The sequence below is a fragment of the Rhodomicrobium vannielii ATCC 17100 genome, from assembly GCF_000166055.1.
GTDB classification, from domain to species: domain Bacteria; phylum Pseudomonadota; class Alphaproteobacteria; order Rhizobiales; family Rhodomicrobiaceae; genus Rhodomicrobium; species Rhodomicrobium vannielii.
On the sequence record NC_014664.1, the window covers coordinates 134,081 to 156,904 of the forward strand.

The following is a 22,824-nucleotide window of genomic DNA, read 5'->3' on the forward strand; positions in this document are numbered from 1 at the left end:
CTCCAGACAGGCCGACCATAGGACCGTCGATGCACATTTGCAGGCGCTACTCCTGCACCGAGCCGAAACATCAGAATTTGCGGCCGAAGCTCAGGGTAACATAGGCGCGATAGTCCTTTTCTTCGCTGGCCGATACGCCGCCGCCTGACAGCGAGATGTCGTTTGCGCCGTAGCGCAGGTTGAGGAGCGCGCCCGCCTTGGCGTAGGTCTCTTTCTCGCCCGCCGCATTGCCGAGGACGTAACTCTCGGCATAGCTCGAAATGGAACCCTCCGCGCCGAGCGAAAGGCGGATCGCATCATCGCGGTGGAATTCATAGGCCGCGCGCCCGTAGAGCGATGCCGTGTTGCCGACCTGCGAATATGACGCGTTGGCGGACGTCCATATCCGGTCCGCGACGCGCCACCATGCGTCGATCGATGCGGTCACTCCAAAGAGCATGTTCTGTTCGAGTTGGTCCGCATCCCAGGCGACATGGCCGTAGTCGCTTCGGCGCTCCACTTTCGTCGCGTAGGCTGCGCCCACATACGCCTTGACCCAGAGCGGCCCGCGATTGGCTTGATAGCCCGCCGAGAAACTTCCGCCCGAACCGAGCCGCTGGGCAAAGAAATCGTTGGAAAACACACCTGCATTCGTCTCGCCGGAGACGCCGACGAGGCCGTCGAGCTTCAGGCGGAACCCCTCGCGGTCTACGGGGCCGAAAAGGCTCCAGACCGTGGAATTTGCAACCGCCATCGAACGCCCGGCATAATCGACCGTGACGTAGCTTTCGAAGCGCGGACCGCGCGGCACATCGGCCGCGTGACACGGTATCGCCAACATCGCCACAGCCGCCGCCAGCAGCGGCGCCAAACACTGGACCAAACGCAACATACTGGAACTCATACGCTTACTACACGCAAACCTAGCGCCAGGATGCAGAAAAGACGATTCATTTTTTACGAAAAGTTTAAGAATTATCGTCCGAAGTGCGAAAACGGCACACACAGCTTTCGTCTTGACGGGCGGCCCTGCGGCGGGCAAATGCATCGACCGAGACCTTTTCCGGCCGCGCGTGGCTGAAAATGGCCTCGATTTCCCTTTTCTCTGCGCTCTCCAACGGACAATGCCATTTCCGAAGCGTTTTGGACGCGGCAAGCGGGGATCGATGCGACGCAGGTTTCTTCTCGGCTTTGTGCTTTGCGCGGCGCTCGCTGCCTGTGCGCCCGTGATGGTGGCGCAACAGGGGACGGCGGCGGCGGCCGTCAGCTACAAAACCGTGCGCACGCCGGCCGGCCTCTTGCGCCTCGCCGTAACCGAAAGCGGACGCGGCAAGCCGATCCTCTTGCTGCATGGCTTCGCCACGTCGAGCTATACGTGGCAGGGCGTCATGCCCGATCTTGCCCGGAAGCACCGTGTCATCGCCGTTGACCTGCGCGGTTTTGGAGCGTCGGACAAGCCGCTCGACGACAAATATTCCGTGTTCGATCAGGCCGATGTCATTCAGGCGTTCATCGAGCAGGAGAACCTGAAGGATCTGACGATCGTCGGGCATTCCTTCGGCGGCGGCGTCACGCTGGCGCTCGCGCTTCGGTCGAAGGGAACGCTTCGCTCGCGCATCAGGAATATCGTGCTGGTGGATAGCGTCGCATACAAGCAGCCGCTGCCGATCTTCTTCCGGATGCTACAGGTGCCGGGCCTCGCCGAAGTCGGCATGGCGCTCGTGCCGCCAGAGGTGCAGTCCGAGCAGGGGCTCAAGCTCGCCTATTACGACCACGAGAAAATCACGGAGCGCTCCATCACGGAATACGCCAGCCCGCTTCGTTCCTCGGCCGCAAAGCACGCGCTCGTGAAAACGGTCGAGCAGATCATGCCGCCGAACATCGATGAAATCGCACTGAGCTACTCAACGATCCGCGTGCCCACGCTCGTGGTGTGGTGCGATGAGGACAAGGTCGTGCCGTCGGTCTTCGGGCAACGGCTGAAGGCCGACATTCCGACGGCCGAACTCGTGATGTTCTCAAAATGTGGGCACATGCCGCAGGAAGAGAAGCCAGCGGAGACGGCGCGCGCGATCGAGTCCTTTCTCGCGCGGCATTAGCCCTGCCTTTGCCCTCTCTACTACCGAAAGCTTGAGAGTACGGCTTTCCTCATCGTCGCGCTTTCAGGACGGTGGCGATTATTCCGCGCCCGCGCTCGCATCCGAGGCGCGAAGATCCTGCCAGCCGGAGCCAAGCGTGCGCCGATCGAACGAGACTGACTTCACTATCGCAAACACGGGTTCGCCGACCGCGAGTTGAAGCCGCTCAACCGAAAATCGCGTGAGCCGGGCGATGAGTGTCTCGCCCTTACAGTCGACGCGAAGCTCTACGCTCGCCCCATCCATCGCGCCGACCTCTTCCACCACCCCGCGAAACACGTTCAGCGCACTCATGTTGTCCGGCTTTTCGCGCGAGATCATCACGTCGCGCGCCTTGATCTGCATGCGCACGTCCTTGCCCTCGGCTACGTCGAGGCGCGGCATCCGCCACTCCCCCGCCCGCGAAACAAGCGTGGTGAGATCGTAATCGGGATCGTGCTTCTCCACCCTGGCGAGGATGACCGCGCCCGCATCGTCGCCGCCCTCCGCCGCCGGAAACAGGTCCACGCGCCGCATCAGGTCGAGCGTTGGGCCGCACGCGCGCATCTTGCCCGCCGAGAGGACCACAAGCGTGTCCGACAGTCGCGCCACCTCCCCAACCGAGTGGCTGACATAGATGACGGGAATGCCTGCCTCGTCGCGTAGCCGCTCCAGATACGGCATGATTTCGAGCTTGCGCGCATCGTCGAGCGAGGCGAGCGGCTCGTCCATGAGGAGCAACTTCGGCGAGGCGAGCAGCGCCCGACCGATGGCGACGCGCTGTTTTTCGCCGCCGGAAAGCCGGTTCGGGTAGCGCGTGAGAAGGTGATCGATGCCGAGAAGGTTGGCGACGCGGGCGAGTTCGGCACCGCTCTTGTCCACCGCGCCCGCGAACCACGCGCCGTAGAGCAGGTTCTGCTTGACGGAAAGGTGCGGGAACAGGCGGCCCTCTTGAAACACCATGCCGAGCCTGCGCTTGCAGGCGGGCACCAAAATACCGCGCGTCGTATCGACAAGCGTCTCGCCGTCGATAACGATACGGCCGCGAGCAGGCCGCGTCAGCCCGGCGATCAGGTTGATGAGCGTGGTCTTGCCCGACCCCGAATGGCCGAACAGCGCGACGAAACGCCCGTCGGTCTTGAAGTCGACGTCGAGCGCGAACGCGCCGAGATTTTGGGCAACAACGACCTCGATCACGATGTGATGCTCCCCGCGCCACCCGCGTGCCGGGCCAGCCACTCGGATGCGATCAGCGCCGCCATCGAAATCACGAGCGAAACGAGCGTCAGCCGGAGCGCGCCCTCGTCGCCGCCCGGCACCTGCGTGAAGGTGTAGATCGCCGAAGGCAGGGTTTGCGTCTCGCCCGGAATGTTGGACACGAAGGTGATCGTCGCGCCGAATTCGCCCATGGCGCGCGCGAAGCAAAGGATCATGCCGGCGATGACGCCGGAGGCGATGAGCGGCAGCGTGACGGTGAGGAACACCCAGGGAGGGCTAGCACCTAGCGTACCAGCAGCGTCTTCGAGCCGACGGTCTACGGATTCGAGCGATAGGCGAATGGCCCGCACCATGAGCGGAAATCCCATGACGGCGCAGGCGAGCGCAGCGCCCGTCCATCGGAACGAGAAGACGAGTCCGCAGCACTGCTCGAAGAACTGCCCGGCGGGGCCTTTTCTGCCGAAGGAGATAAGAAGCAGATAGCCGGTGACGACGGGAGGCAAAACGAGCGGAAGATGAACGATGCCGTTGACGAGGGACTTACCCCAGAATTCGCGCCTCGCCAGCACCCAGGCTATGGCGAGCCCGAAAGGCAGGCTCGCCACCACTGCGACGGTCGCGACCAGGAGGCTCAGCCGGATGGCGGTCCACTCATCCGGGCTGAGCGTCCAGAAGTCGTTCAGGACTTCTTGTCCGCGAGGACGGTGAAGCCCTGCTTCTCGAAGTGAGGCGCGGCCTTCGGGGACTTGACGTAGGCGTAGAAGGACTTCGCGTCCTCACCCGCCTTTGTGGTCAGCGCGATCGGATAGATGATCGGGGGATGCGAGGAGGCCGGGAAGCTGGCGATTACCTTCACGTTGGCGTCGGAAACCGCGTCGCTGGCATAGACGATGCCGAGGGGCGCTTCGCCACGGCTGACGAGCAGCAGCGCGGCGCGCACGCTTTCGGCCTGCGCAAGCTTGTTCTCGACCTGCGACCAGAGGCCAAGCTTTTCGAGCGCAGCCTTGCCGTATTTGCCGGCGGGCACCGATGTCACCGTGCCGACCGCGAGGCGGCCGTCGCCGACGAGCTTGCCGAGATCGGCGCCTTCCTTCAGCTCGATCGTCGCCGTGCTGTCCTTCGGCGCGATGAGCACGATGGCGTTGCCGAGCAGGTTCTCGCGGCTCGCCGTATCGATCAGCGCCTTCTTCTCGACGTAGTTCATCCAGTCGAGGTCGGCGGAAATGAAGATGTCGGCGGGCGCATCCTGTTCGAGCTGCTTCGCGAGGGCGGAGCTTGCGGCGTAGCTGGTCTTCACGGATTTGCCCGTCTCCTTCTGCCAGTCGGCGGAGATGGCATCGAGCGCGTTCTTCAGGCTCGCGGCGGCGAAGACGATGACGGGTTTCGTTTCCTGGGCGATGGCCTGCGGCACAAGGAGCGCCGCGGAGAGAAGCGCGGCGGAGACCGTCGCTACGAAGCGTGATCTGAAGCTCATTCGTTTCCTCGTTCGATCGGAGTCGGATCGGTGGATGAGATGTATCTGCGTCTATATATGCGTTGTATCGGTGTCTATATAGTTGGGGGGGAAAACTGTCGACATCAAACGAGCGCCTGTCCTTTCACGGAAACGCCAGTGGAGCGAAATTGGCCCGTGAAATACGGACGCCGCGCGCTCTCGCCCGAATGTCAAATGCAAAAGCTCCGCGAGGCTCGTTTGGCGCAACGTATGCCCATGTCGGAATCGGACCACTAGGCAATCTGCCCGCCTTCACGCAAAATGACGCAGCGCGGTTCAGAAATGCTTTGCGCCTCGGGCGCAATCGAGGAAAGGCATTATGCGAAGCTGGCGCCGTCAGGGTTTCTCCTGCTGAAACTGGCGTTCAAGAAACGAGTTCGGCTCATTAGAGAGTGCCATGATCGACACGCTTAGTCCCACCCTCGGCGGTCTTCCCGATCTCGAGTCCCGCCTTCAGGACGATATCCGCCTTCTCGGCGCGCTCCTCGGCGACACGATCCGCGAGCAGGAGGGCGACGAAGCTTTCCGCATCATCGAAACGATCCGGCGGCTGAGCGTCGCCTTCGAGCGCGAGGCCGACACCGACGCCGCGCGCGCCATGGATGAGATCATGGCCCGCGTCACGCCGGAACAGGCGGTCATCATCGCGCGCGCCTTCAGCTACTTCTCACACCTCGCCAATATCGCCGAAGACCGGCATCGCATCCGCGCTGCGCGCGTCGCGCTGGAGCGGCGCCCCGACGAGCAGGAAGGCAGCCTCGACCTCACCTTCGACCGGCTGGCGAAAGCGGGGATCGCGACCGAAACCGTGTTCGACATGCTGGGGACGAGCCTTGTCTCGCCGGTGCTGACCGCGCATCCGACCGAGGTCCAGCGGCGCAGCATCCTCGATGCAACTAGCTCCATCGAGCGGCTCCTCGAAGAGCGCGACCGCCTCACCGGCCTCGAACTGAAGCGCAACGAGGCGCTGCTGCGCGGTCGCGTGCTGCAACTGTGGCAGACGCGGCTTCTGCGCTCCAGCCATCTCACGGTCGCCGACGAGATCGAGAACGCGCTGCGCTTCTACAAGTCGAGTCTTCTCACTGAGATCCCGCGTCTTTACGAAACGCTGGAACAGCGCATCGGCAAGCCGCATGCGGGCTCGTTCTTCCAGATGGGATCGTGGATTGGCGGCGACCGCGACGGCAACCCGAACGTGAACACCGACACGCTCAGGCTCGCGCTGCGTCGGCAAAGCGAAATCGCGCTCCGCAATTACCTGACCGAAGTCAACGAACTCGGCATCGAGATGCCGCTGTCCACGCGCCTCACTCAATGTACGCCCGAGCTTCAGGCGCTGGCCGAGCGCTCGAACGACAACGACCCCCACCGAGCGGACGAGCCCTATCGCCGCGCGCTGACGGGCATCTATGCGCGGCTCGCCATGACCCTGCGCAAGCTCGCCGACAAGTCCGCGCTCCGGCCGCCGCTCACCTCCGCCGAGCCTTATACGAAGGCCGAGGATTTTCTCGCCGACCTCGTTGTGATCGAGGAGTCGCTGCTGGCGAACAAGGGCGGCGCGCTGATCGAGACGCGGCTCGGCCCCTTGCGGCGTGCGGTCGAGGTGTTCGGCTTCCATCTCGCCACCGTCGATCTGCGCCAGAACTCCGACAAGCATGAGGAGGTCGTGGCCGAGCTCCTGGCCACGGCGCGCGTCTCGGCCGACTACAAGAGCTTGAGCGAGGAAGAGAAGCAGGCCGTGCTGCTTTCAGTGCTGGGCGATCCGCGTCAGCTTCGCATCCCGACCGCCGCCTATTCGGATCTCGCCTCCTCGGAACTCGGCATCCTCGACACAGCGCGGGCCATGCGCGGCACCTATGGCGAACGCGCCATCCGCCAGTACATCATCAGCCACACGGAGACCGTCAGCGACCTCCTCGAAGTGATCGTGCTTCAGAAGGAGGCGGGGCTGATGAAGGGCGCGCTCGGCGACCCCGAGGCGCGCGTGGCGCTGATCGTGGTGCCGCTGTTCGAGACCATCCCCGACCTTCGCCGCGCCGAGCACATCATGCGCGACTTCTTTGCGCTGCCCGGCATCCATCGACTCGCGGCGGCGGGCGACGGCATTCAGGAAGTGATGCTTGGCTATTCCGACAGCAACAAGGATGGCGGCTTCTTCACCAGCAACTGGGAGGTCTGCCGCGCGTCGGTCGCGCTCGAAGGGCTATGCTCGGAAGAGGGACTTCGCTTGCGCCTCTTCCACGGGCGTGGCGGCACGGTAGGGCGCGGCGGCGGCCCAACCTATCAGGCCGTGCTAGCCCAGCCTGCGGGCACGGTGAACGGCCAGATCCGCATCACGGAACAAGGCGAGGTGATCGCGTCGAAATATGCGCATGCGGAAATTGCGCGCCGCAATCTCGAATCGCTCGCCGCCGCGTCCATTGAGGCGACTTTGCTGTCGCCCCGACAGCCGGTCCCGCCCGAGTTCCTCGAAGCGGCCGAGCAGCTTTCGGCGCTCAGCATGAAATCCTATCGCGCGCTCGTCTACGACATGGAAGGCTTCGACGCCTTCTTCTTCGCGGCTACGCCCATCGCCGAAATCGCGGAACTCAACATCGGCTCGCGCCCTGCCTCCAGAAAGGCGAACCAGCGTATCGAGGATCTGCGCGCGATCCCGTGGAGCTTCTCCTGGGGGCAGGCCCGCGCGGCGCTTCCCGGCTGGTACGGCTTCGGCACGGCAGTGCGCTCCTACGCGAAGGAAGCCCCGTTCGAACGCACGGCGCTTCTGCGGCGCATGCGGCGGGAATGGCCGTTCTTCCGCACGCTGCTTTCCAACATGGACATGGTGCTCGCCAAGGCGGATATGCGGATCGCGCGGCGCTATGCCGATCTCGTGCCGGACAGACAGCTTGCACGACGCGTCACGGGCGCGCTGCTCGTGGAATGGAACGCGACTGTCGAGGCGCTGAACATCATCACCGGCTCGCCGCATCGCCTCGCCGACAATCCGCCGCTTGCGCGCGTGATCTCGCGGCGCATCCCCTATATCGCGCCGTTGAACCATCTTCAGATCGAGTTGCTGAGACGCTGGCGGCGTGGCGATCACGCGGAGAAAATCCGGCTCGCGATCCAGATTTCCATCAACGGCGTGGCTGCCGGGATCAGGAATACAGGATAGGCCATCTACTCGTAACTGTAACCTTCTGGATATAAGCTCAGGAGCTATAGCTTGACGTATATAGCTCCGCCGACTTCTTGTGATATGTGTAATCGATTATACAACATCGCCTCAAATCCGCACTTGCGGTTTCGCGAAAACGCCATATTTTATGCACCACTTTAGGCTTATATACGAAAAAGGAGTCACCCGATGAAAGTCAGCGCCCGGAATGTATTCACCGGCAAAATTACGAAGGTTATCAAGGGGACGACCACGGCTCACGTTCTGCTTGATGTCGGCGGCACGACGATCACTGCGTCGATCACGAACGAATCCGTCGAAGATCTGGGCTTGAAGGACGGCATGGAAGCGTCGGCGATCATCAAGTCTTCGGACGTCATCATCGCCGTGAAATAAGTTTGGTGACTCGCCAAGCCAAGCAACGCAGCATCATTATTCGCGTTCTACCTGGATGGCGTCAGCCCTGAATATGATGCAGCGCGGCATTGCATTGCACGCGCTGCTTTTTTTCGTCTAGGCGCGGTCCGCCGCTTCGATTTCCCGGCCACGCCCCACGTTGACGAAAAACTCGCGGATCTCCGGGCGTCGTTCGAGCTGAATCCGGTAGATCGCCCCCGCCGCGCGCGTAAACTCGTCGCCCCGGCCCAGCATCGCCTCGCCATATTCCAGAATGCGCAGGTTCGGCCATGCCTTCTCCCGCATCGCGAGGATATGCTGCATGATCGCATCAGCGGAGAGCCGCGGCTGCGATTGGCCGAGGAGCAGCGCCATCGTCGCCGTCGAGCGCGAAATTCCCATGTGGCAATGAACGAGCAAGTGCCTCAGGCTTCCGGCCTGGGCTTCCGACTCGCGGCCGAAAGCGAGCATCTTCGCCACGTCGTCGGGCGTTGGCACGATGTGTCCCGCAGTCTCCTCGATGATGTCGTGAAACCGCATCTCAAGTCGCGCGTGCTCACCATAGGTGCCGAATGCCGGCGGTTCGGGTTCGTCAGGATCGAGGATCGACAGAACATGGCTCACCTCGCGCGACGCATGCCCGGCCAGTTCCTCCAGACCGCAGACGGTGGTGAGGAACGGCGTTTCGATTAGCGGCATCGTGGAATTCCCTTCGACAGATCGGCTCCCGCGGGGCCTCTTATAACCCAAAATCGGAGCGAAGCGGATCGAAACAAGCCGAGTTTCGAATATTGCGCGAGAATGCCAAGACGCGTTATCTTCGTACAAAATGGCGTCGAGCTTATACCAAAGAAGCAAGCTTCTGCTTCTCCGTCTGGCCGTTTTGCCGCAGTTCGCACCTTGCGGAATAGGCGCCACTTTGAGCACTATGCGGGCAATCCTGGAGGACTTGCCATGACTTCGCCAAACCCGGCTCAAAGCCGCTATTTCGACGTATATGAGAGCTGGAAGCGCGACCCGGAGGGTTTCTGGGCTGAAGCCGCGCGCGAGATCGACTGGTTCGAGCAGCCGAAGAAGATCTTCGACGCCAACGAAGGCGTCTACGGGCGCTGGTTCACCGGCGGCGTCACGAACACGGCCTATAATTGCATCGATCGCCATGTGAAGAACGGCCGCGCCGATCAGCCGGCGATCATCTATGACAGCCCCGTCACGGGGCAGGTGCGCATTCTGACCTATGCCGACCTTCTGACGGAAGTCGCCACCTTCGCGGGCGTGCTGAAGGAGAAGGGCATCGGCAAAGGCGACCGCGTCATCGTCTACATGCCGATGATCGCCGAAGCGCTTATCGCGATGCTCGCCTGCGCCCGCATCGGCGCGATTCACTCGGTGGTATTCGGTGGCTTCGCGGCGAACGAGCTTGCCATCCGCATCGAGGACACGCAGGCGAAGGCGGTCATCACCGCGTCATGCGGCATCGAAGTGACGCGCGTCATCCACTACAAGCCGCTCCTCGACCACGCCATCGAGCTTTCCTCGGTGAAGCCCGAGGTATGCATCATCGTGCAGCGCCCGCAGGAAATCGCGACGCTCATCGAAGGCCGTGACTACGATTACGCGGCGCTTCTCGACGACGCAAAGGCGCGCGGCGTCAGCGCGGCTTGCGAACCGATGGCCGCGACGGACCCGGCCTACATCCTCTACACGTCCGGCACGACCGGCCGCCCGAAGGGCGTCGTTCGCGACATCGGCGGCCACATGGTGGCGCTGAAATGGACGATGAAGAACCATTACGACATCGATCCGGGCGAAGTGTTCTGGGCATCGTCGGACGTGGGCTGGGTCGTGGGTCACTCCTACATCGTCTACGGACCGCTGCTGCACGGCGCGACCACCATCGTCTACGAGGGCAAGCCTGTCGGCACGCCGGACGCGGGCGCGTTCTGGCGCGTGATCGAGCAGCACAAGGTGAAGGCGCTGTTCACCGCGCCGACCGCCTTCCGCGCGATCAAGAAGGAAGATCCGCAAGGCACGTTCCTCGCCCATTACGACGTGTCGAGCCTGAAATATCTGTTCCTCGCGGGCGAACGCGCCGATCCGAACACGGTGCAATGGGCCGAAGACCTGCTGAAGGTTCCGGTCATCGACCACTGGTGGCAGACGGAAACGGGCTGGGCCATCGCGGGCAACTGCGCGGGGCTCGGCGCGATGCCGATCAAGCTCGGCTCGCCCACCTTCGCGCTGCCGGGCTATGAGCTTCACGTGCTGAACGAGTCGAACGAGGAAGTCGCGCGCGGCCAGACGGGCGCGCTGTCGATCCGCCTGCCGATGCCTCCCGGCTGTCTGCCGACGCTGTGGAACAACGACCAGGGTTTCATCGAGGGCTACCTCATCGAATATCCGGGCTACTACAAGACCGCCGACGCGGGCTTCATCGATGAAGACGGCTATGTCTTCGTCATGGCGCGCACCGACGACATCATCAACGTCGCGGGCCATCGCCTCTCCACCGGCGCGATCGAGGAAGTGGTCGCGAACCATCCCGACGTCGCCGAATGCGCGGTGATCGGCATCGCGGACGGCCTCAAGGGACAGGTGGCTGCTGGCTTCGTGCTCCTGAAGGCGGGTGTTGTCCGCGAGATCAACGTGATCGAGAAAGAGATCGTCGCCATGGTGCGCGATCAGATCGGACCGGTCGCGGCGTTCAAGACCGTGCTGACGGTGAACCGCCTGCCGAAGACGCGCTCGGGCAAGATCCTTCGCGGCACCATGCGCAAGATCGCCGATGGCGAGGCGTACAAGATGCCCGCCACCATCGACGACCCGGCGACGCTTGAGGAAATCACCGCCGCGCTCAAGGCCAAGGGCTTCGGGACTTCGGTCGAAGCTGCGTAGGCGCTGCAACGGGGGCGACTTCGGCCTCCGTCGCGCAAATCGAAGCCCCCGCTCGGCTCGTCCGGGCGGGGGCTTTTTGCATCATTTTCCTGCAAAGCTTTCGCAGCAGGAGGCGGATAATGCCCGTCAGGCCAGGGCGTCGCGGCGTTTGCTGCCTATTTAATCCCTCCGCCGCCGTTCTTCTTGCCGCCGTTGCCGTTTTTCTTCGACGCGGTGCCTGCGGCAAGCGGCTTGCTCGAACCGGCCTTGAACTTCTCGGCGCGCGGCCAGAAGCGAAGCCCGGCGCAGCGCTCCGCGAACACGCGCGCGTCGTCCGGGCCCTTGAGCTGAACCACACCGCCATCAAGCTCGTCGGCGATGCCCGCTTTTGAAAACAGGGGCGTGATATTGCCATGCCAGCCGATGAACTTCTGATGCGCGAAGGCGTCGGCTACGAAGTCGCGCGCTGAGGGATGATGCACGAGCTGCGCACCGCCATCGGGCGAGGCGAGGATCGCGACCGCGTCGTAAAGCACGGACGGCGCGCCATCGAGCCGCTGCTTCGCCTCGATCCATGTGCCGTCGCTGGCGCTGACACCGCCGACCTCCGGCGCGATGATCTCCACGAGCGCCTTTTCCGCCGCGAAGCTTTTCTTCAGGTCGGCGAGCGCGTTCGCGTCCACGCCATCGGTGATGAGGATGCCGAGCTTGCGGCCCTCGAAGCGCTTCGGGCCGTTCTTCACGATGCTCAAGGCGAGGCTCTCCTTCAGGTCGGTGCGCGTCGGCCTCGCGGCGTCTGCGGGCTTGGGCATTTCCTTCAATCGGATCGCCGTCGCCACCTTCTTCGCAAGCTCGCCGTCGATGTTGAGCAAATGCGAGACGACGCGGCTGCGGATCGCGGGCGTCTCAACCTTCGACAGCTCGAACGTGATGGCGTCGGCGATGTGCTGCTTTTCGATCTCGGTCTGGCTGATGTAGAACTGCCGCGCCTGGCTGTAGTGGTCGGCAAAAGACTCCGCTCGCAGCCGCCGCATTTCTCCAGCCACCTCTTCGGGGAAGGTCTTGAAGCCCTTTTCCGGCGATTCGCGCGGGCCGCCCTTCTCGCCGCCCCATGAGTTCGGCTCGTAATTGGCCCGGCCGCGCGGATTGCGCATCGTCATGTGGCCGTCCTGCTGGAAGGTCGCGAACGGGCATTTCGGCGCGTTGATCGGCAGGAAGGTGAAGTTCGGCGAACCGAGCCGCTTCAACTGCGTGTCGAGATAAGAGAAGTTGCGGCCCTGAAGTAGCGGGTCGTTCGTGAAGTCCACGCCAGGCACGATATTCTGCGTGCAGAACGCCACCTGCTCGGTTTCGGCGAAGAAATTGTCCGGCATGCGGTCGAGCACGAGGCGACCGACAACGCGGATCGGCACTTCCTCCTCCGGGATGATTTTTGTTGCATCCAGGACGTCGAACGCGAACTTGTCGGCGAAGGCGTCGTCGAAAAGCTGAACGCCAAGCTCCCATTCGGGAAAGTTGCCGCTCTCGATCGCGTCCCAAAGGTCGCGGCGGTGGAAGTCGGCGTCCGCCCCGTTGATCTTCACGGCCTCGTTCCAGACAACGGATTGCAGGCCGAGCTTCGGCTTCCAGTGGAACTTCACGAAGGTGGATTTGCCCTCCGCGTTCACGAACCGGAAGGTGTGGACGCCGAAACCCTCCATGAAGCGGAAGGAGCGCGGGATGGCGCGGTCGCTCATCACCCACATCACCATGTGCATGCTTTCGGGGCTGAGCGAGATGAAGTCCCAGAAATTGTCATGCGCGGACGCCGCCTGCGGGAAGGCGCGGTCGGGCGCTTCCTTCACCGAATGCACGAAGTCGGGAAACTTGATCGCGTCCTGAATGAAGAACACCGGGATGTTGTTGCCGACGATGTCCCAGTTGCCCTCCTTCGTGTAGAGCTTCACCGCGAAGCCGCGCACATCGCGGGCGAGGTCGACGGAGCCCTTCGCGCCCGCCACGGTGGAAAAGCGCACAAAGACGGGCGTCTTCTCGCCCACGCGCTGGAAGATGTCGGCCTTCGTGACATCGGCGAGCGAGGCCGTCGTCTCGAAATAGCCATGCGCGCCGTAGCCGCGCGCGTGCACAACGCGCTCAGGAATGCGCTCGTGGTCGAAATGGAAGATTTTCTCGCGGAAGTGAAAATCTTCGAGAATGGTCGGTCCGCGCGCGCCGACCTTCAGCGAGTTCTGGTCGTCGGCAACGGGCACGCCTTGCTGCGTCGTGAGCACGGGCACATCGCCGCCCGCCACCTGATGGGTTTCGCCGCCTTCGCCCCGCAAAATTTTTTCCTGCCCGTAGGCGACGCTCGTGTAGTCGCCGTTGCTTTTCGTCTTCGCCATGGATCGCTGCCTCCTCAAGGGCATCGGAGCGCGTCGGAAACTGTGGATTTGGCTTGTCGCGCAGAGCCGTGCCGGTCATCAGAAAGCAGAACCGTTCCAGAAAAAGCTTGTTCCGCCTTGGACTTAGCTTATTTCAGGTGCTTGGGCCGAGCCGCGACCAATATTTCGGGAAGATTGAAACGCCTTAATAACCGCAAGATCGTGCTTCCCATCCAGAGCGACGGGTCTTAAAAGCGGCGAAAAACATAAGTTGCCGCAAAGACAACAGTTCGACGTTTCCCTAAGGGCGAGGAGTTTCCATCGTGAATGCAAGGATTTTACTGAGCGCCGCTGTGCTGGCATTCGGCGCGCAAATGGCGCAGGCGGCCCCGGTCGCGCGCGTCAACGGAACGGACATCACGGAAGCCGAAATCGCCTTCGCGGAAGCCGAGGTCGGTGCGGAAATCGCCGGGCTCCCCGCTGAAAGCCGCCGTCGCGTGCTGGTCGAATATCTCGTCGAGGCGCATCTTTTCGCCAGCGAGGCGGCGAAGGACAAGCTCGACGCGGCCAAGGATTTCGAGGAGCGCGCCGCCTATTACAAGCTGCGGGCACTGCGCGACACCTTCTATGAGAAGAAGGTCCGCGATGCGATCACCGACGCACAGGCCAAGGCCGCCTATGACGAGCAGATCGCCAAGCTGAAGCCCGAGCCGGAAGTGCGCGCGCGCCACATCCTCGTCAAGACGAAGGAAGAAGCGGCAGACCTCGTGAAGCAGCTCAAGGGCGGCGCGGACTTTAACGAGCTTGCCAAGAAGAGCGCGGACGGCCCAAGCGCGAACACCGGCGGCGACCTCGGTTATTTTTCCAAGGGCCAGATGGTGAAGGTGTTCGAGGACACGGCCTTTGCGCTTCAGCCCGGCCAGATTTCCGATCCCGTTCAGTCCGAATTCGGCTGGCATGTCATCAAGGTCGAGGACAAGCGGAACCGGCCGGTGCCGAGCTTCGACGAGGTGAAGGATCAGATCGTCGCCTCTCTGGTGCAGAATCAGCTTCGCGAAACCGTGCAGAAGCTGCGTTCATCCGCTAAGGTGGAAATCGTCGATCCCGAGCTGAAGAAGGCCATCGAAGAAGACGCCAAGGCTGCCGCGATCGAAACGACGACGCAGCAGAAATAGCCGTTAACGAAAGGAGCCGGGTTCATGGCGAGTATCACCAAGGTTTCGCCGTTCGCGCCCGGCGAACTCGTGCCCCTGCCGCCGATCGCGGGCGTGAAGATCGCGGTCGCGGAGGCGGGCATAAAATATGCGAACCGCACCGACGTGTTGCTCATGCTGTTCCCGGAAGGGACGCAGGCGGGCGGCGTGTTGACGCGGTCGAAGACGTCCTCGGCGGCGGTGGACTGGTGTCGCGAGCAGCTTCAGCACGCAAGCGCGCGGGCGCTCGTCGTCAATTCCGGCAATGCGAATGCGTTCACCGGCCAGCGCGGGCGCGAGGCGGTGGAGGCAACGGCGGCGTTCGCGGGCGAGGCGGGCGGCTTCGAAGCGGAGCGCGTGTTCATCGCGTCCACGGGCGTCATCGGCGAGCCGCTCGACGCCACGAAATTCAGTCACGTCCTGTCGAAGATGGCGGGCGAGGCGAATGAAGACCTCTGGCACGACGCCGCGCGCGCCATCATGACAACCGATACCTATCCGAAGGTGGCCACGCGCCGCGCCTTCGTCGGCAACGTGCCCGTCACGCTGAACGGCATCGCCAAGGGTTCGGGCATGATCCAGCCCGACATGGCGACGATGCTCTCTTTCATTGTCACCGATGCGGCGGTCGAAGGCCACGTGTTGACGGAGCTTCTGCGCCGCCACGTGAAGACGACGTTCAATGCCGTGACGGTCGATGGCGACACCTCGACGAGCGACACGCTGCTCATCTTCGCGACGGGTGAAGCCGCAGCCAAGGGCGCGCCCAAGATCGCCGGGCCGGACGATCCCGAAGCGGCGGCGTTCTCGGCGGCGCTCCTGTCGCTGCTACACGACCTCGCCATTCAGGTGGTGAAGGACGGCGAGGGCATCTCCAAGTTGATGACGATCCACGTCGAAGGCGCGGAGAGCGACGAGGCCGCGCATCGCATCGGCATGACCATCGGCAATTCGCCGCTCGTGAAGACGGCTGTTGCGGGCGAGGACGCGAACTGGGGACGCATCGTCGCGGCGGTGGGCCGTTCGGGCGAAGCGGCCGACCGCGACCGGCTGTCGATCTGGTTCGGCGACATTCAGGTGGCGAAGGAAGGCTTGCGCGACCCCGATTACAAGGAGGAGCAGGGCAGCGCCTATATGAAGCGCGGCGAAATCGAGATCCGCGTCGATTGCGGCGCGGGCGGGCCGGGACGCGCAACCGTATGGGCTTCGGACCTAACCTATGACTACATCCGCATCAATGCCGACTACCGGAGCTGACGCCTCCCCCGCATCGCCGGGGCTCAAGCTTGTGACGTGCGTGGCGGTGGCGCTGATCGACGCGGACAACCGCGTGTTGCTCGCGCAGCGCCCCGCGCACAAGCCGATGGGCGGACTGTGGGAATTTCCCGGCGGCAAGATCGAGGCAGGCGAGCTTCCCGAGGCCGCGCTCATCCGCGAGTTGAAGGAAGAACTCGGCATCGAGGTGCCGCAGCGCTGCCTCGCGCCGCTCACCTTTGCGAGCCACTCCTACGAGACGTTCCACCTCCTGATGCCGCTCTATATCTGCCGCAACTGGAACGGCATGGTTCGCCCGCTCGAAGGGCAGACGCTGGCGTGGGTGCGCCGCGACAAGCTGCGCGATTACCCGATGCCGGCCGCCGACGTGCCGCTCGTGCCGATACTGCAGGATTGGCTTTAGCCGGGTGCCCGCAGGCTTGAGCGGCGGCTTTCGAGCGAATGCCACGGCGAAGCTGCGCGATCCGCAAATGCGGTCGTCGGCTTGCGACAAGGATCACGCTCAAACAAAACCTTGGGACGTGGCTTAGACCGGCCTTGAGCATGCCTGGCGGCGGGTTTAGGTTGCCCATTCACAGGCACGCGTCCGTTTGGCGCCCTTCCGGTGGATCGCCGATGTCAACTTCGTTTGCCGTTTTCCTCCCGGCCTGCTTCGCGCTCAACATGGCGTTCGGGCCGAACAACCTCCTTTCGCTCACCATCGGCGCGCGTCACGGTGTGATGCCCGCGATTGCCGCCGCTCCGGGAAGGCTCGTCGCCTTCGCCGTCATGATCGCGATCACGGCGGCTGGCATGGGCGCGCTCCTGATGGCATCGGAGGCGGCGTTCACGGCGGTGAAGCTCCTCGGCGCGGCCTATCTCGTATGGATCGGCGTGCGGCTCATCATCGCCAAGGGTTTCGACACGCTCGCTGCGCCAAAGGACAGCACGCAAGCTCCCGGCAGTTTTCTGCGGCAGGAATTTCTCGTCGCGGCCAGCAACCCGAAGGCTATGCTCATCTTCACGGCCTTCCTGCCGCAGTTCGTGGACCAGAGCGATTACTGGCGAAGCTTCCTCCTCGTCGGGGTGGTCTTTCTTATTCTCGAAGTTCCTGCTATCGCGATTTACGCCCTGATCGGCTCGCGCATCGGCCGCCTCGCGCAAGGCGGCAGTGCGTCACGATGGATCAACCGCGTGAGCGGGTCTATGATGGTGGCCTTCGGCGTCGCTCTCGCTTTCGCGCGACGCCCGGCGTCCTGACGAGGGCGCGGTAAAGCTTGCGGCGGCGAAAAGCACACGTGCAACCCTTGGACAGGCCGTCGCGGCGCGTTGACAGCGCCGCTGCGTCTGCTTATTTCTCGTGCCATGAGGAGAAGGGACACTTTCTCCCGGTCAATTTCGCAAACAGCCCGTAAGAAAGCCATCGCCAAAAAAGAAAAGGCGCTCTGGCAGCGGTCCCTTAATCTCCGGACTGCATTTTCCTGGCGAGGCAGTGAGGCTCGGCAACATGGTTTCTCTTGGCGCGCTCGCAACCAAGATCTTCGGCAGTTCCAACGACAGGCTCCTGAAGAGTTTTCAATCGAGGGTCGCGCCGATCAACGCGCTGGAACCAAAGTTCCAGGCGCTCTCGGACGATGAGCTGCGTGCGAAAACCGTCGAATTCCGCGAACGCCTCGCGAACGGCGAGCATCTCGACAAGCTGCTTCCCGAAGCCTTCGCCACCGTGCGCGAGGGCGCCAAGCGCACACTCGGCCAGCGACACTTCGACGTGCAGCTCATCGGCGGCATGGTGCTGCATTCGGGCAAGATCGCCGAAATGAAGACGGGCGAAGGCAAGACGCTCGTCTCCACGCTCGCAGCCTATCTCAACGCGCTGTCGGGGCGTGGCGTGCACGTCGTCACGGTGAACGATTACCTTGCGAAACGCGACTCCGAGTGGATGGGGCAGATCTTCCGCTTCCTCGGCCTCACAGTGGGCTGTATCACCCACGAACTAGACGACGTCGAACGCAAAGCCGCCTATGCCTGCGATATCACCTACGGGACGAACAACGAATACGGCTTCGATTATCTCCGCGACAATATGAAGTACACCGTCGACGAGATGGTGCAATTCGGCGGCCGTCCGCCCGAGCTTCAGGGACACGCCTTCGCCATCGTCGACGAAGTGGACTCGATCCTCATCGACGAGGCGCGCACGCCGCTCATCATTTCCGGCGCGATAGAGGACAAGTCAGACCTCTACATCAGCATCGACAAGCTCATTCCGAAGCTCGGCAAGGAGCATTACGATCTCGACGAGAAGCAGCGCGCGGTGACCTTCAGCGAAGAGGGTAACCAGCGCATCGAGGAGATCCTGCAGGAAGCGGGCTTCATCGAGCCGGATTCCACCTTCTACGACGCCGAGAACGTGACCATTGTTCATCACGTCAACCAGGCGCTGCGCGCGCACAAGCTGTTCCTGAAGGACCGCGATTATATCGTCCGCAAGGGGCAGGTCGTCATCGTGGACGAGTTCACGGGCCGGATGATGGAAGGCCGCCGCTATTCGGAAGGCCTGCATCAGGCGCTTGAAGCGAAAGAAGGCGTGGACGTCCAGCCGGAAAACCAGACGCTCGCCTCGATCACCTTCCAGAATTACTTCCGCCTTTATGAAAAGCTGGCGGGCATGACCGGCACCGCCATCACCGAGGCGCAGGAGTTCCTCGACATCTACGGTCTCGAAACCGTGGAGATCCCGACCAACCGCCCGATGTGCCGTATCGACTCGGACGACGAGGTGTATCGCACGGCCGCAGAGAAATACCGCGCCATCATCCGATTGATCCAGGATTGCGCCAAGCGCGGTCAGCCTATCCTCGTCGGCACCACCTCCATCGAGAAGTCGGAAACGCTTTCGGAGATGCTGAAGCCGCTGAACGTGCCGCATCAGGTGCTGAACGCGCGCTACCACGAGCAGGAAGCCTTCATCATCGCGCAGGCGGGCATGCCGGGCGCCGTGACCATCGCCACCAACATGGCGGGTCGCGGTACGGATATTCAGCTCGGCGGCAACGCGGACATGCAGATTGCGGCGTGGGTTGCGGAGAAGCGCGCAGCGGGCGTCGAGCCGACGTTGGACGAGATCAAGGCGGAGCGCGACAAGATCGCCACCGACATCGAGGCGAAGAAGGATCAGGCGCTCGCCGCTGGCGGCCTCTACGTGCTTGGCACGGAGCGCCACGAAAGTCGCCGCATCGACAACCAGCTTCGCGGCCGTTCGGGCCGTCAGGGCGATCCGGGTGCGTCGCGCTTCTACCTCTCGCTAGAAGACGACCTGATGCGCATCTTCGGCACCGACCGCATGGACTTCATGCTGCGGAAGCTCGGCATCAAGGACGGCGAGGCGATCGCGCATCCGTGGATCAACCGCGCGCTCGAAAAGGCGCAGCAGAAGGTTGAAGCGCGCAACTTCGACATGCGCAAGAACGTGCTGAAATACGACGACGTGATGAACGACCAGCGCAAGGTCGTGTTCGAGCAGCGCATCGATCTCATGCAGGAAGAGACGGTTGAAGAGACCGTTGCCGACATGCGGCGCGAAGTCGTGCAGGATCTCGTGACGACCCACATCCCGGCGAAGGCGTTCGTCGAGCAGTGGGACGTGAAAGGCCTGCGCGAGGAATTCAAGGCCGTCTTCGACATGGATTTGCCCGTCGAGGAATGGGCTGCCGAGGAAGGCATCGCGGAGCAGGAGATCGAGGAGCGGCTTCTCGCGAAAGCCGATGCGGCTGCGGCGCGCAAGGCGTCGGATGTCGGCTCGGAAAATATGCGTCAGATCGAGAAGGCGATCCTGTTGCAGACGCTCGATCATCTCTGGCGCGAGCATATCGTCAGCCTTGAGCATCTGCGTCAGGCGGTCGGCCTGCGCGGCTATGCCCAGCGCGATCCGCTCCATGAATACAAGAGCGAAGCCTTCCAGATTTTCGAGAGCATGCTGTCGCGCCTGCGCCGGGAAGTGACCGGCCAACTCATGCACGTTCAACTTGCTGAGCCTGAAGACTATACGCAGACCGAACTTCCCGAGCTTCAGATGTTCCGGGCAGATCCGATCACGGGCGCCGATTTGTCCGAGGCCGAGGCCGAAGCCGGGCCGCAGTCGAGGCAGGATCGTCGGGCGTCCGCGAAGCAGGGTGGCGCGAAGCCGTCCGCGCCCGCCGCAGCGAAGGCGTCGGCTCCGCGCGGTGGCGGAAAGACGCCCGCAATCGATCCGAACAACCCGGCGACGTGGGGCAAGGTCGCGCGCAACGCGCTGTGCCCCTGCGGTTCGGGCAAGAAGTACAAGCATTGTCACGGCGCTATTGCCGCGACCGCCGCGGAGTAGCGGTCAGCACATACAACATAAAAAAGGCCGGGGAAACCCGGCCTTTTTTATGAGAGCAAGCCAGCTGCGCAAACGGGGCGCTGCCTTGGGGCCGTGCTCTCGCGCAAAAGCTTGGAGCCTTCGCACCAGTGACAAGTCGCAATCATGTCAGGCGCAGCCGATCACCCGCGCAGGCGCGAGTGAACCGCCGCGCGTAAGTCGCTTTGAGTCTAACGCCCGCGCAGCCGCGAGACCAGTTCCGGGCTCGGATAGGAGTCCACGGGCAGGCCGAGCTTCTGCTGCACCTTCTTGACGCTCGCGCGGGTGAGAAGGCCGAGCTTGCCGTCAACTTCGCCGACATCGTAGCCCTTCGCGCGCAGGAGGCTCTGAAGCTCCTTCGTTTGCTCATAGCCGAAAGCGCTCACGCCGCGCCCGCGCGACACCGGCGGCGCGCCATCGATGCGGGTCGCGAGATAGGCCACCGTCGTCGCGTAAATGAGCGACTGGTTCCATTCGAGGAACACCTTGAAATTATCGAAGGCGAGGAAGGCCGGGCCATTGCGCCCCATCGGCAGGAGCAGGGACGCGGGAAGGTCGCCGTTCACACGCTCGGCGCCCGAAAGTTGCACACCCATGCGTTGCCACTCGCTGAGCGGGTGCTGGATGGTGAGGTCGGCCTGGCTCCAGTCCATGCTTTCCGGCACACGCACTTCCTTGAGCCAAGGCTCGCCGCGTCGCCAGCCGAGCGCCTTCAGGTAATTTGCCGATGAGCCGATCACGTCCGGCGCGCTGCGGATGAGGTCGGCATGGCCGTCGCCATCGTAATCGATGCCGTATTTGAGGTAGACCGAGGGGACGAACTGCGTCTGGCCAAGCTCGCCCGCCCACGGCCCGCGCATTTCGCTGGCGCTGAGGTCGCCGCGATCGATGATCTTCAGCACATCGAGCAGTTCCTCGCGGAACTTCTCAGGTCGGCGGCAGTCATAGGCAAGCGTCGCGAGCGAGCGCACGGTTTCCATATTGCCGTTGTTTGCGCCGAAATCGGTTTCGAGCGCCCAGAACGCGCTGATGATGGCACCTGGCACGCCGAACTCGCGCTCCGCGCGGTCAAACTCCCGCTTGTACTTGCCGCCGATAAGCTGGCGCGCCTTCTCGATGCGGTATTTGGCGGCCATGCGGTCGGAAAATTCGAGGAAGCTTTGCGAAAAGACGCTCTGGCCGCGATCCTTGTTGATGACGCTCTGGTCGAAGGTGACGCCGTCGAGCGCGGAGAGCGCGCGCGAGGAAAGCCCTTGGCTGCGTGCTTCGGCCTTGAACTGCGAAAGCCAGCGGTCGAACCCGGCGCTCGACGTGGAGCAAGGTGCAGCTGAAGCGCCGCTCGCGCTCGCGGCGACGAGAAGGCTCGCAATCATCATTCGGGATACGGAGCGTCTCATCGCTAACCTCCAGTCGAGCATCATTGGAAAATCGAGGTCGAAACGGCGCATTTCAGGCCGCCTCTGACATATCACTGTCTATAGACATCGGACCTTGCCGGAAGACGGCGGCCGCGCCAAAGCGTGATCGCGCGAATCCCGACCGAAAGTGAGGCAAAACAAAGGCGATCACGCGCGCTGTTCGGAATCGGCGGCGTGAATCGACAGGTCGCGGATGGAAGGGGCAAGGCCCGTCAGCGGATTATTCGCGTCCCATTTCAGCGCAATGGTCTGAAACCGGCCGACGAGCGCGTCATAGATGAGAAGCCTGCCGACGAGCGTGCCTTCGAGTCCGAGGATCGACTTCACCACCTCAACCGCCTGCAACGTGCCGATGACGCCCGCCACAGGACCGAGCACGCCCGCTTCCTCGCACGTCGGGATCTCGCCCGGTGCGGGCGGTTCGGGGAAGAGGTCGCGATAGCTTGGGCGTGGTGTTCCTGATTCGTCCATTTCGTAGGCGCGGAAAGTGGAGACGTAGCCCTCCATCTGGCCGAGCGCGGCGAAGACGAGCGGCTTCATCGCGAAATAGCACGCGTCGTTCACCAGATAGCGCGTCGCGAAATTGTCCGAGCCATCGGCCACGATGTCGTAGCGCGAGACGACGGCGAGCGCGTTTTCGGCGGTGAGGCGGAACGGCATCGCCTCGACTTCCACATGTGGGTTGAGCGCGTGCACGAGCGCCGCCGCGCGGTCCGTCTTCAGCGCGCCAATGTCGTCGGTGCGATAGGCGACCTGCCGCTGAAGATTTCCGAGCGAAACGCGGTCGTCGTCGATGATGCCGAGCGCGCCGACGCCCGCCGCCGCGAGATACATCAGCAACGGCGAGCCGAGGCCGCCCGCGCCGACGATCAGCACGCGCGCAGCCTTCAGCCGTTGCTGGCCCTGTCCGCCGATATCCTTGACGAGCAGATGGCGCTTATAGCGCTCGATTTCTTCGGGCGAGAGCGTGGTCATGATC

General features: G+C 63.1%; 17 protein-coding genes. 9 read left to right on the forward strand and 8 right to left on the reverse strand.

Annotated features, from left to right (window positions below; genetic code table 11):
* Positions 1-70: 70 nt before the first annotated feature.
* A complete protein-coding gene (locus RVAN_RS00560; protein WP_013417810.1) occupies positions 71-871 on the reverse strand; it encodes a cellulose biosynthesis protein BcsS in 801 nt (266 codons plus the stop codon).
* 274 nt (positions 872-1,145) lie between these two features.
* Between RVAN_RS00560 and RVAN_RS00565 the strand changes: the two genes are divergently transcribed.
* The gene (locus RVAN_RS00565; protein WP_013417811.1) at positions 1,146-2,078 is read left to right on the forward strand and encodes an alpha/beta fold hydrolase; all 933 of its coding nucleotides are present in this window, start codon (positions 1,146-1,148) and stop codon (positions 2,076-2,078) included.
* Positions 2,079-2,156: 78 nt separating this feature from the next.
* On the opposite strand, the gene modC is transcribed toward RVAN_RS00565, so the two are convergent.
* From modC to modA, 3 genes are read right to left on the reverse strand one after another with little or no spacing between them, the layout of a single operon-like run.
* Positions 2,157-3,296, reverse strand: a complete 1,140-nt coding sequence (gene modC / locus RVAN_RS00570) for a molybdenum ABC transporter ATP-binding protein (protein ID WP_041787896.1) — start codon at positions 3,294-3,296, stop codon at positions 2,157-2,159.
* Positions 3,290-3,997, reverse strand: a complete 708-nt coding sequence (gene modB / locus RVAN_RS00575; RefSeq protein ID WP_013417813.1) for a molybdate ABC transporter permease subunit — start codon at positions 3,995-3,997, stop codon at positions 3,290-3,292. Before modB ends, modC begins: the two co-directional genes overlap by 7 nt.
* Entirely contained in the window at positions 3,994-4,788 is a 795-nt protein-coding gene (gene modA, locus RVAN_RS00580; protein WP_013417814.1) for a molybdate ABC transporter substrate-binding protein, read from the reverse strand. The genes modB and modA overlap by 4 nt, the downstream gene beginning before the upstream one ends.
* A 418-nt stretch (positions 4,789-5,206) precedes the next feature.
* Here modA and ppc point away from each other — a divergent pair, with 418 nt between their 5' ends.
* Positions 5,207-7,966: a phosphoenolpyruvate carboxylase gene (gene ppc, locus RVAN_RS00585; protein WP_013417815.1), complete on the forward strand. Its 2,760-nt coding sequence runs from the start codon at positions 5,207-5,209 to the stop codon at positions 7,964-7,966.
* Positions 7,967-8,158: 192 nt separating this feature from the next.
* Complete coding sequence (locus RVAN_RS00590; RefSeq protein WP_013417816.1) at positions 8,159-8,365, forward strand: TOBE domain-containing protein; 207 nt, start codon at positions 8,159-8,161, stop codon at positions 8,363-8,365.
* A gap of 117 nt (positions 8,366-8,482) precedes the next feature.
* On the opposite strand, the gene RVAN_RS00595 is transcribed toward RVAN_RS00590, so the two are convergent.
* Entirely contained in the window at positions 8,483-9,064 is a 582-nt protein-coding gene (locus RVAN_RS00595; RefSeq protein WP_013417817.1) for a tyrosine phosphatase family protein, read from the reverse strand.
* Between the two features lie 255 nt (positions 9,065-9,319).
* Here RVAN_RS00595 and RVAN_RS00600 point away from each other — a divergent pair, with 255 nt between their 5' ends.
* The gene (locus RVAN_RS00600; RefSeq protein WP_013417818.1) at positions 9,320-11,260 is read left to right on the forward strand and encodes a propionyl-CoA synthetase; all 1,941 of its coding nucleotides are present in this window, start codon (positions 9,320-9,322) and stop codon (positions 11,258-11,260) included.
* A 155-nt stretch (positions 11,261-11,415) separates the two neighbouring features.
* Here the strand turns inward: RVAN_RS00600 and RVAN_RS00605 are convergent, their stop codons facing one another.
* On the reverse strand, positions 11,416-13,620 hold the full coding sequence (locus RVAN_RS00605; RefSeq protein ID WP_013417819.1) for a catalase: 2,205 nt from the start codon (positions 13,618-13,620) through the stop codon (positions 11,416-11,418).
* Between the two features lie 302 nt (positions 13,621-13,922).
* Between RVAN_RS00605 and RVAN_RS00610 the strand changes: the two genes are divergently transcribed.
* The 5 genes from RVAN_RS00610 (at position 13,923) to secA (ending at position 20,409) form a co-directional block, all read left to right on the forward strand.
* A complete protein-coding gene (locus RVAN_RS00610) occupies positions 13,923-14,774 on the forward strand; it encodes a peptidylprolyl isomerase (protein ID WP_013417820.1) in 852 nt (283 codons plus the stop codon).
* 24 nt (positions 14,775-14,798) lie between these two features.
* Complete coding sequence (gene argJ, locus RVAN_RS00615) at positions 14,799-16,049, forward strand: bifunctional glutamate N-acetyltransferase/amino-acid acetyltransferase ArgJ (RefSeq protein ID WP_013417821.1); 1,251 nt, start codon at positions 14,799-14,801, stop codon at positions 16,047-16,049.
* On the forward strand, positions 16,030-16,470 hold the full coding sequence (locus RVAN_RS00620) for a (deoxy)nucleoside triphosphate pyrophosphohydrolase (RefSeq protein ID WP_049779154.1): 441 nt from the start codon (positions 16,030-16,032) through the stop codon (positions 16,468-16,470). Before argJ ends, RVAN_RS00620 begins: the two co-directional genes overlap by 20 nt.
* Before the next feature lie 212 nt (positions 16,471-16,682).
* Positions 16,683-17,306 (forward strand): LysE family translocator, encoded by a 624-nt coding sequence (locus RVAN_RS00625; protein ID WP_013417823.1) that lies wholly within the window; start codon positions 16,683-16,685, stop codon positions 17,304-17,306.
* Positions 17,307-17,553: 247 nt separating this feature from the next.
* Positions 17,554-20,409, forward strand: a complete 2,856-nt coding sequence (secA, locus tag RVAN_RS00630) for a preprotein translocase subunit SecA (protein WP_013417824.1) — start codon at positions 17,554-17,556, stop codon at positions 20,407-20,409.
* 209 nt (positions 20,410-20,618) lie between these two features.
* On the opposite strand, the gene RVAN_RS00635 is transcribed toward secA, so the two are convergent.
* A complete protein-coding gene (locus RVAN_RS00635; RefSeq protein WP_155942305.1) occupies positions 20,619-21,824 on the reverse strand; it encodes a lytic murein transglycosylase in 1,206 nt (401 codons plus the stop codon).
* A 168-nt stretch (positions 21,825-21,992) separates the two neighbouring features.
* Positions 21,993-22,820, reverse strand: a complete 828-nt coding sequence (locus tag RVAN_RS00640; RefSeq protein ID WP_013417826.1) for a HesA/MoeB/ThiF family protein — start codon at positions 22,818-22,820, stop codon at positions 21,993-21,995.
* Positions 22,821-22,824 lie beyond the last annotated feature (4 nt).

Excerpts from the sequence above, each read along its gene's own strand:
- RVAN_RS00595 (WP_013417817.1), bottom strand. The coding sequence starts at position 9,064 with ATGCCGCTAATCGAAACGCCGTTCCTCACCACCGTCTGCGGTCTGGAG.
- RVAN_RS00600 (WP_013417818.1), top strand. The coding sequence starts at position 9,320 with ATGACTTCGCCAAACCCGGCTCAAAGCCGCTATTTCGACGTATATGAG.
- RVAN_RS00560 (WP_013417810.1), bottom strand. The coding sequence starts at position 871 with ATGTTGCGTTTGGTCCAGTGTTTGGCGCCGCTGCTGGCGGCGGCTGTG.
- RVAN_RS00640 (WP_013417826.1), bottom strand. The coding sequence starts at position 22,820 with ATGACCACGCTCTCGCCCGAAGAAATCGAGCGCTATAAGCGCCATCTG.
- RVAN_RS00605 (WP_013417819.1), bottom strand. The coding sequence starts at position 13,620 with ATGGCGAAGACGAAAAGCAACGGCGACTACACGAGCGTCGCCTACGGG.
- RVAN_RS00620 (WP_049779154.1), top strand. The coding sequence starts at position 16,030 with ATGCCGACTACCGGAGCTGACGCCTCCCCCGCATCGCCGGGGCTCAAG.
- modA (WP_013417814.1), bottom strand. The coding sequence starts at position 4,788 with ATGAGCTTCAGATCACGCTTCGTAGCGACGGTCTCCGCCGCGCTTCTC.
- secA (WP_013417824.1), top strand. The coding sequence starts at position 17,554 with ATGGTTTCTCTTGGCGCGCTCGCAACCAAGATCTTCGGCAGTTCCAAC.
- RVAN_RS00565 (WP_013417811.1), top strand. The coding sequence starts at position 1,146 with ATGCGACGCAGGTTTCTTCTCGGCTTTGTGCTTTGCGCGGCGCTCGCT.
- ppc (WP_013417815.1), top strand. The coding sequence starts at position 5,207 with ATGATCGACACGCTTAGTCCCACCCTCGGCGGTCTTCCCGATCTCGAG.
- RVAN_RS00625 (WP_013417823.1), top strand. The coding sequence starts at position 16,683 with ATGTCAACTTCGTTTGCCGTTTTCCTCCCGGCCTGCTTCGCGCTCAAC.
- RVAN_RS00590 (WP_013417816.1), top strand. The coding sequence starts at position 8,159 with ATGAAAGTCAGCGCCCGGAATGTATTCACCGGCAAAATTACGAAGGTT.
- RVAN_RS00635 (WP_155942305.1), bottom strand. The coding sequence starts at position 21,824 with ATGAGACGCTCCGTATCCCGAATGATGATTGCGAGCCTTCTCGTCGCC.
- argJ (WP_013417821.1), top strand. The coding sequence starts at position 14,799 with ATGGCGAGTATCACCAAGGTTTCGCCGTTCGCGCCCGGCGAACTCGTG.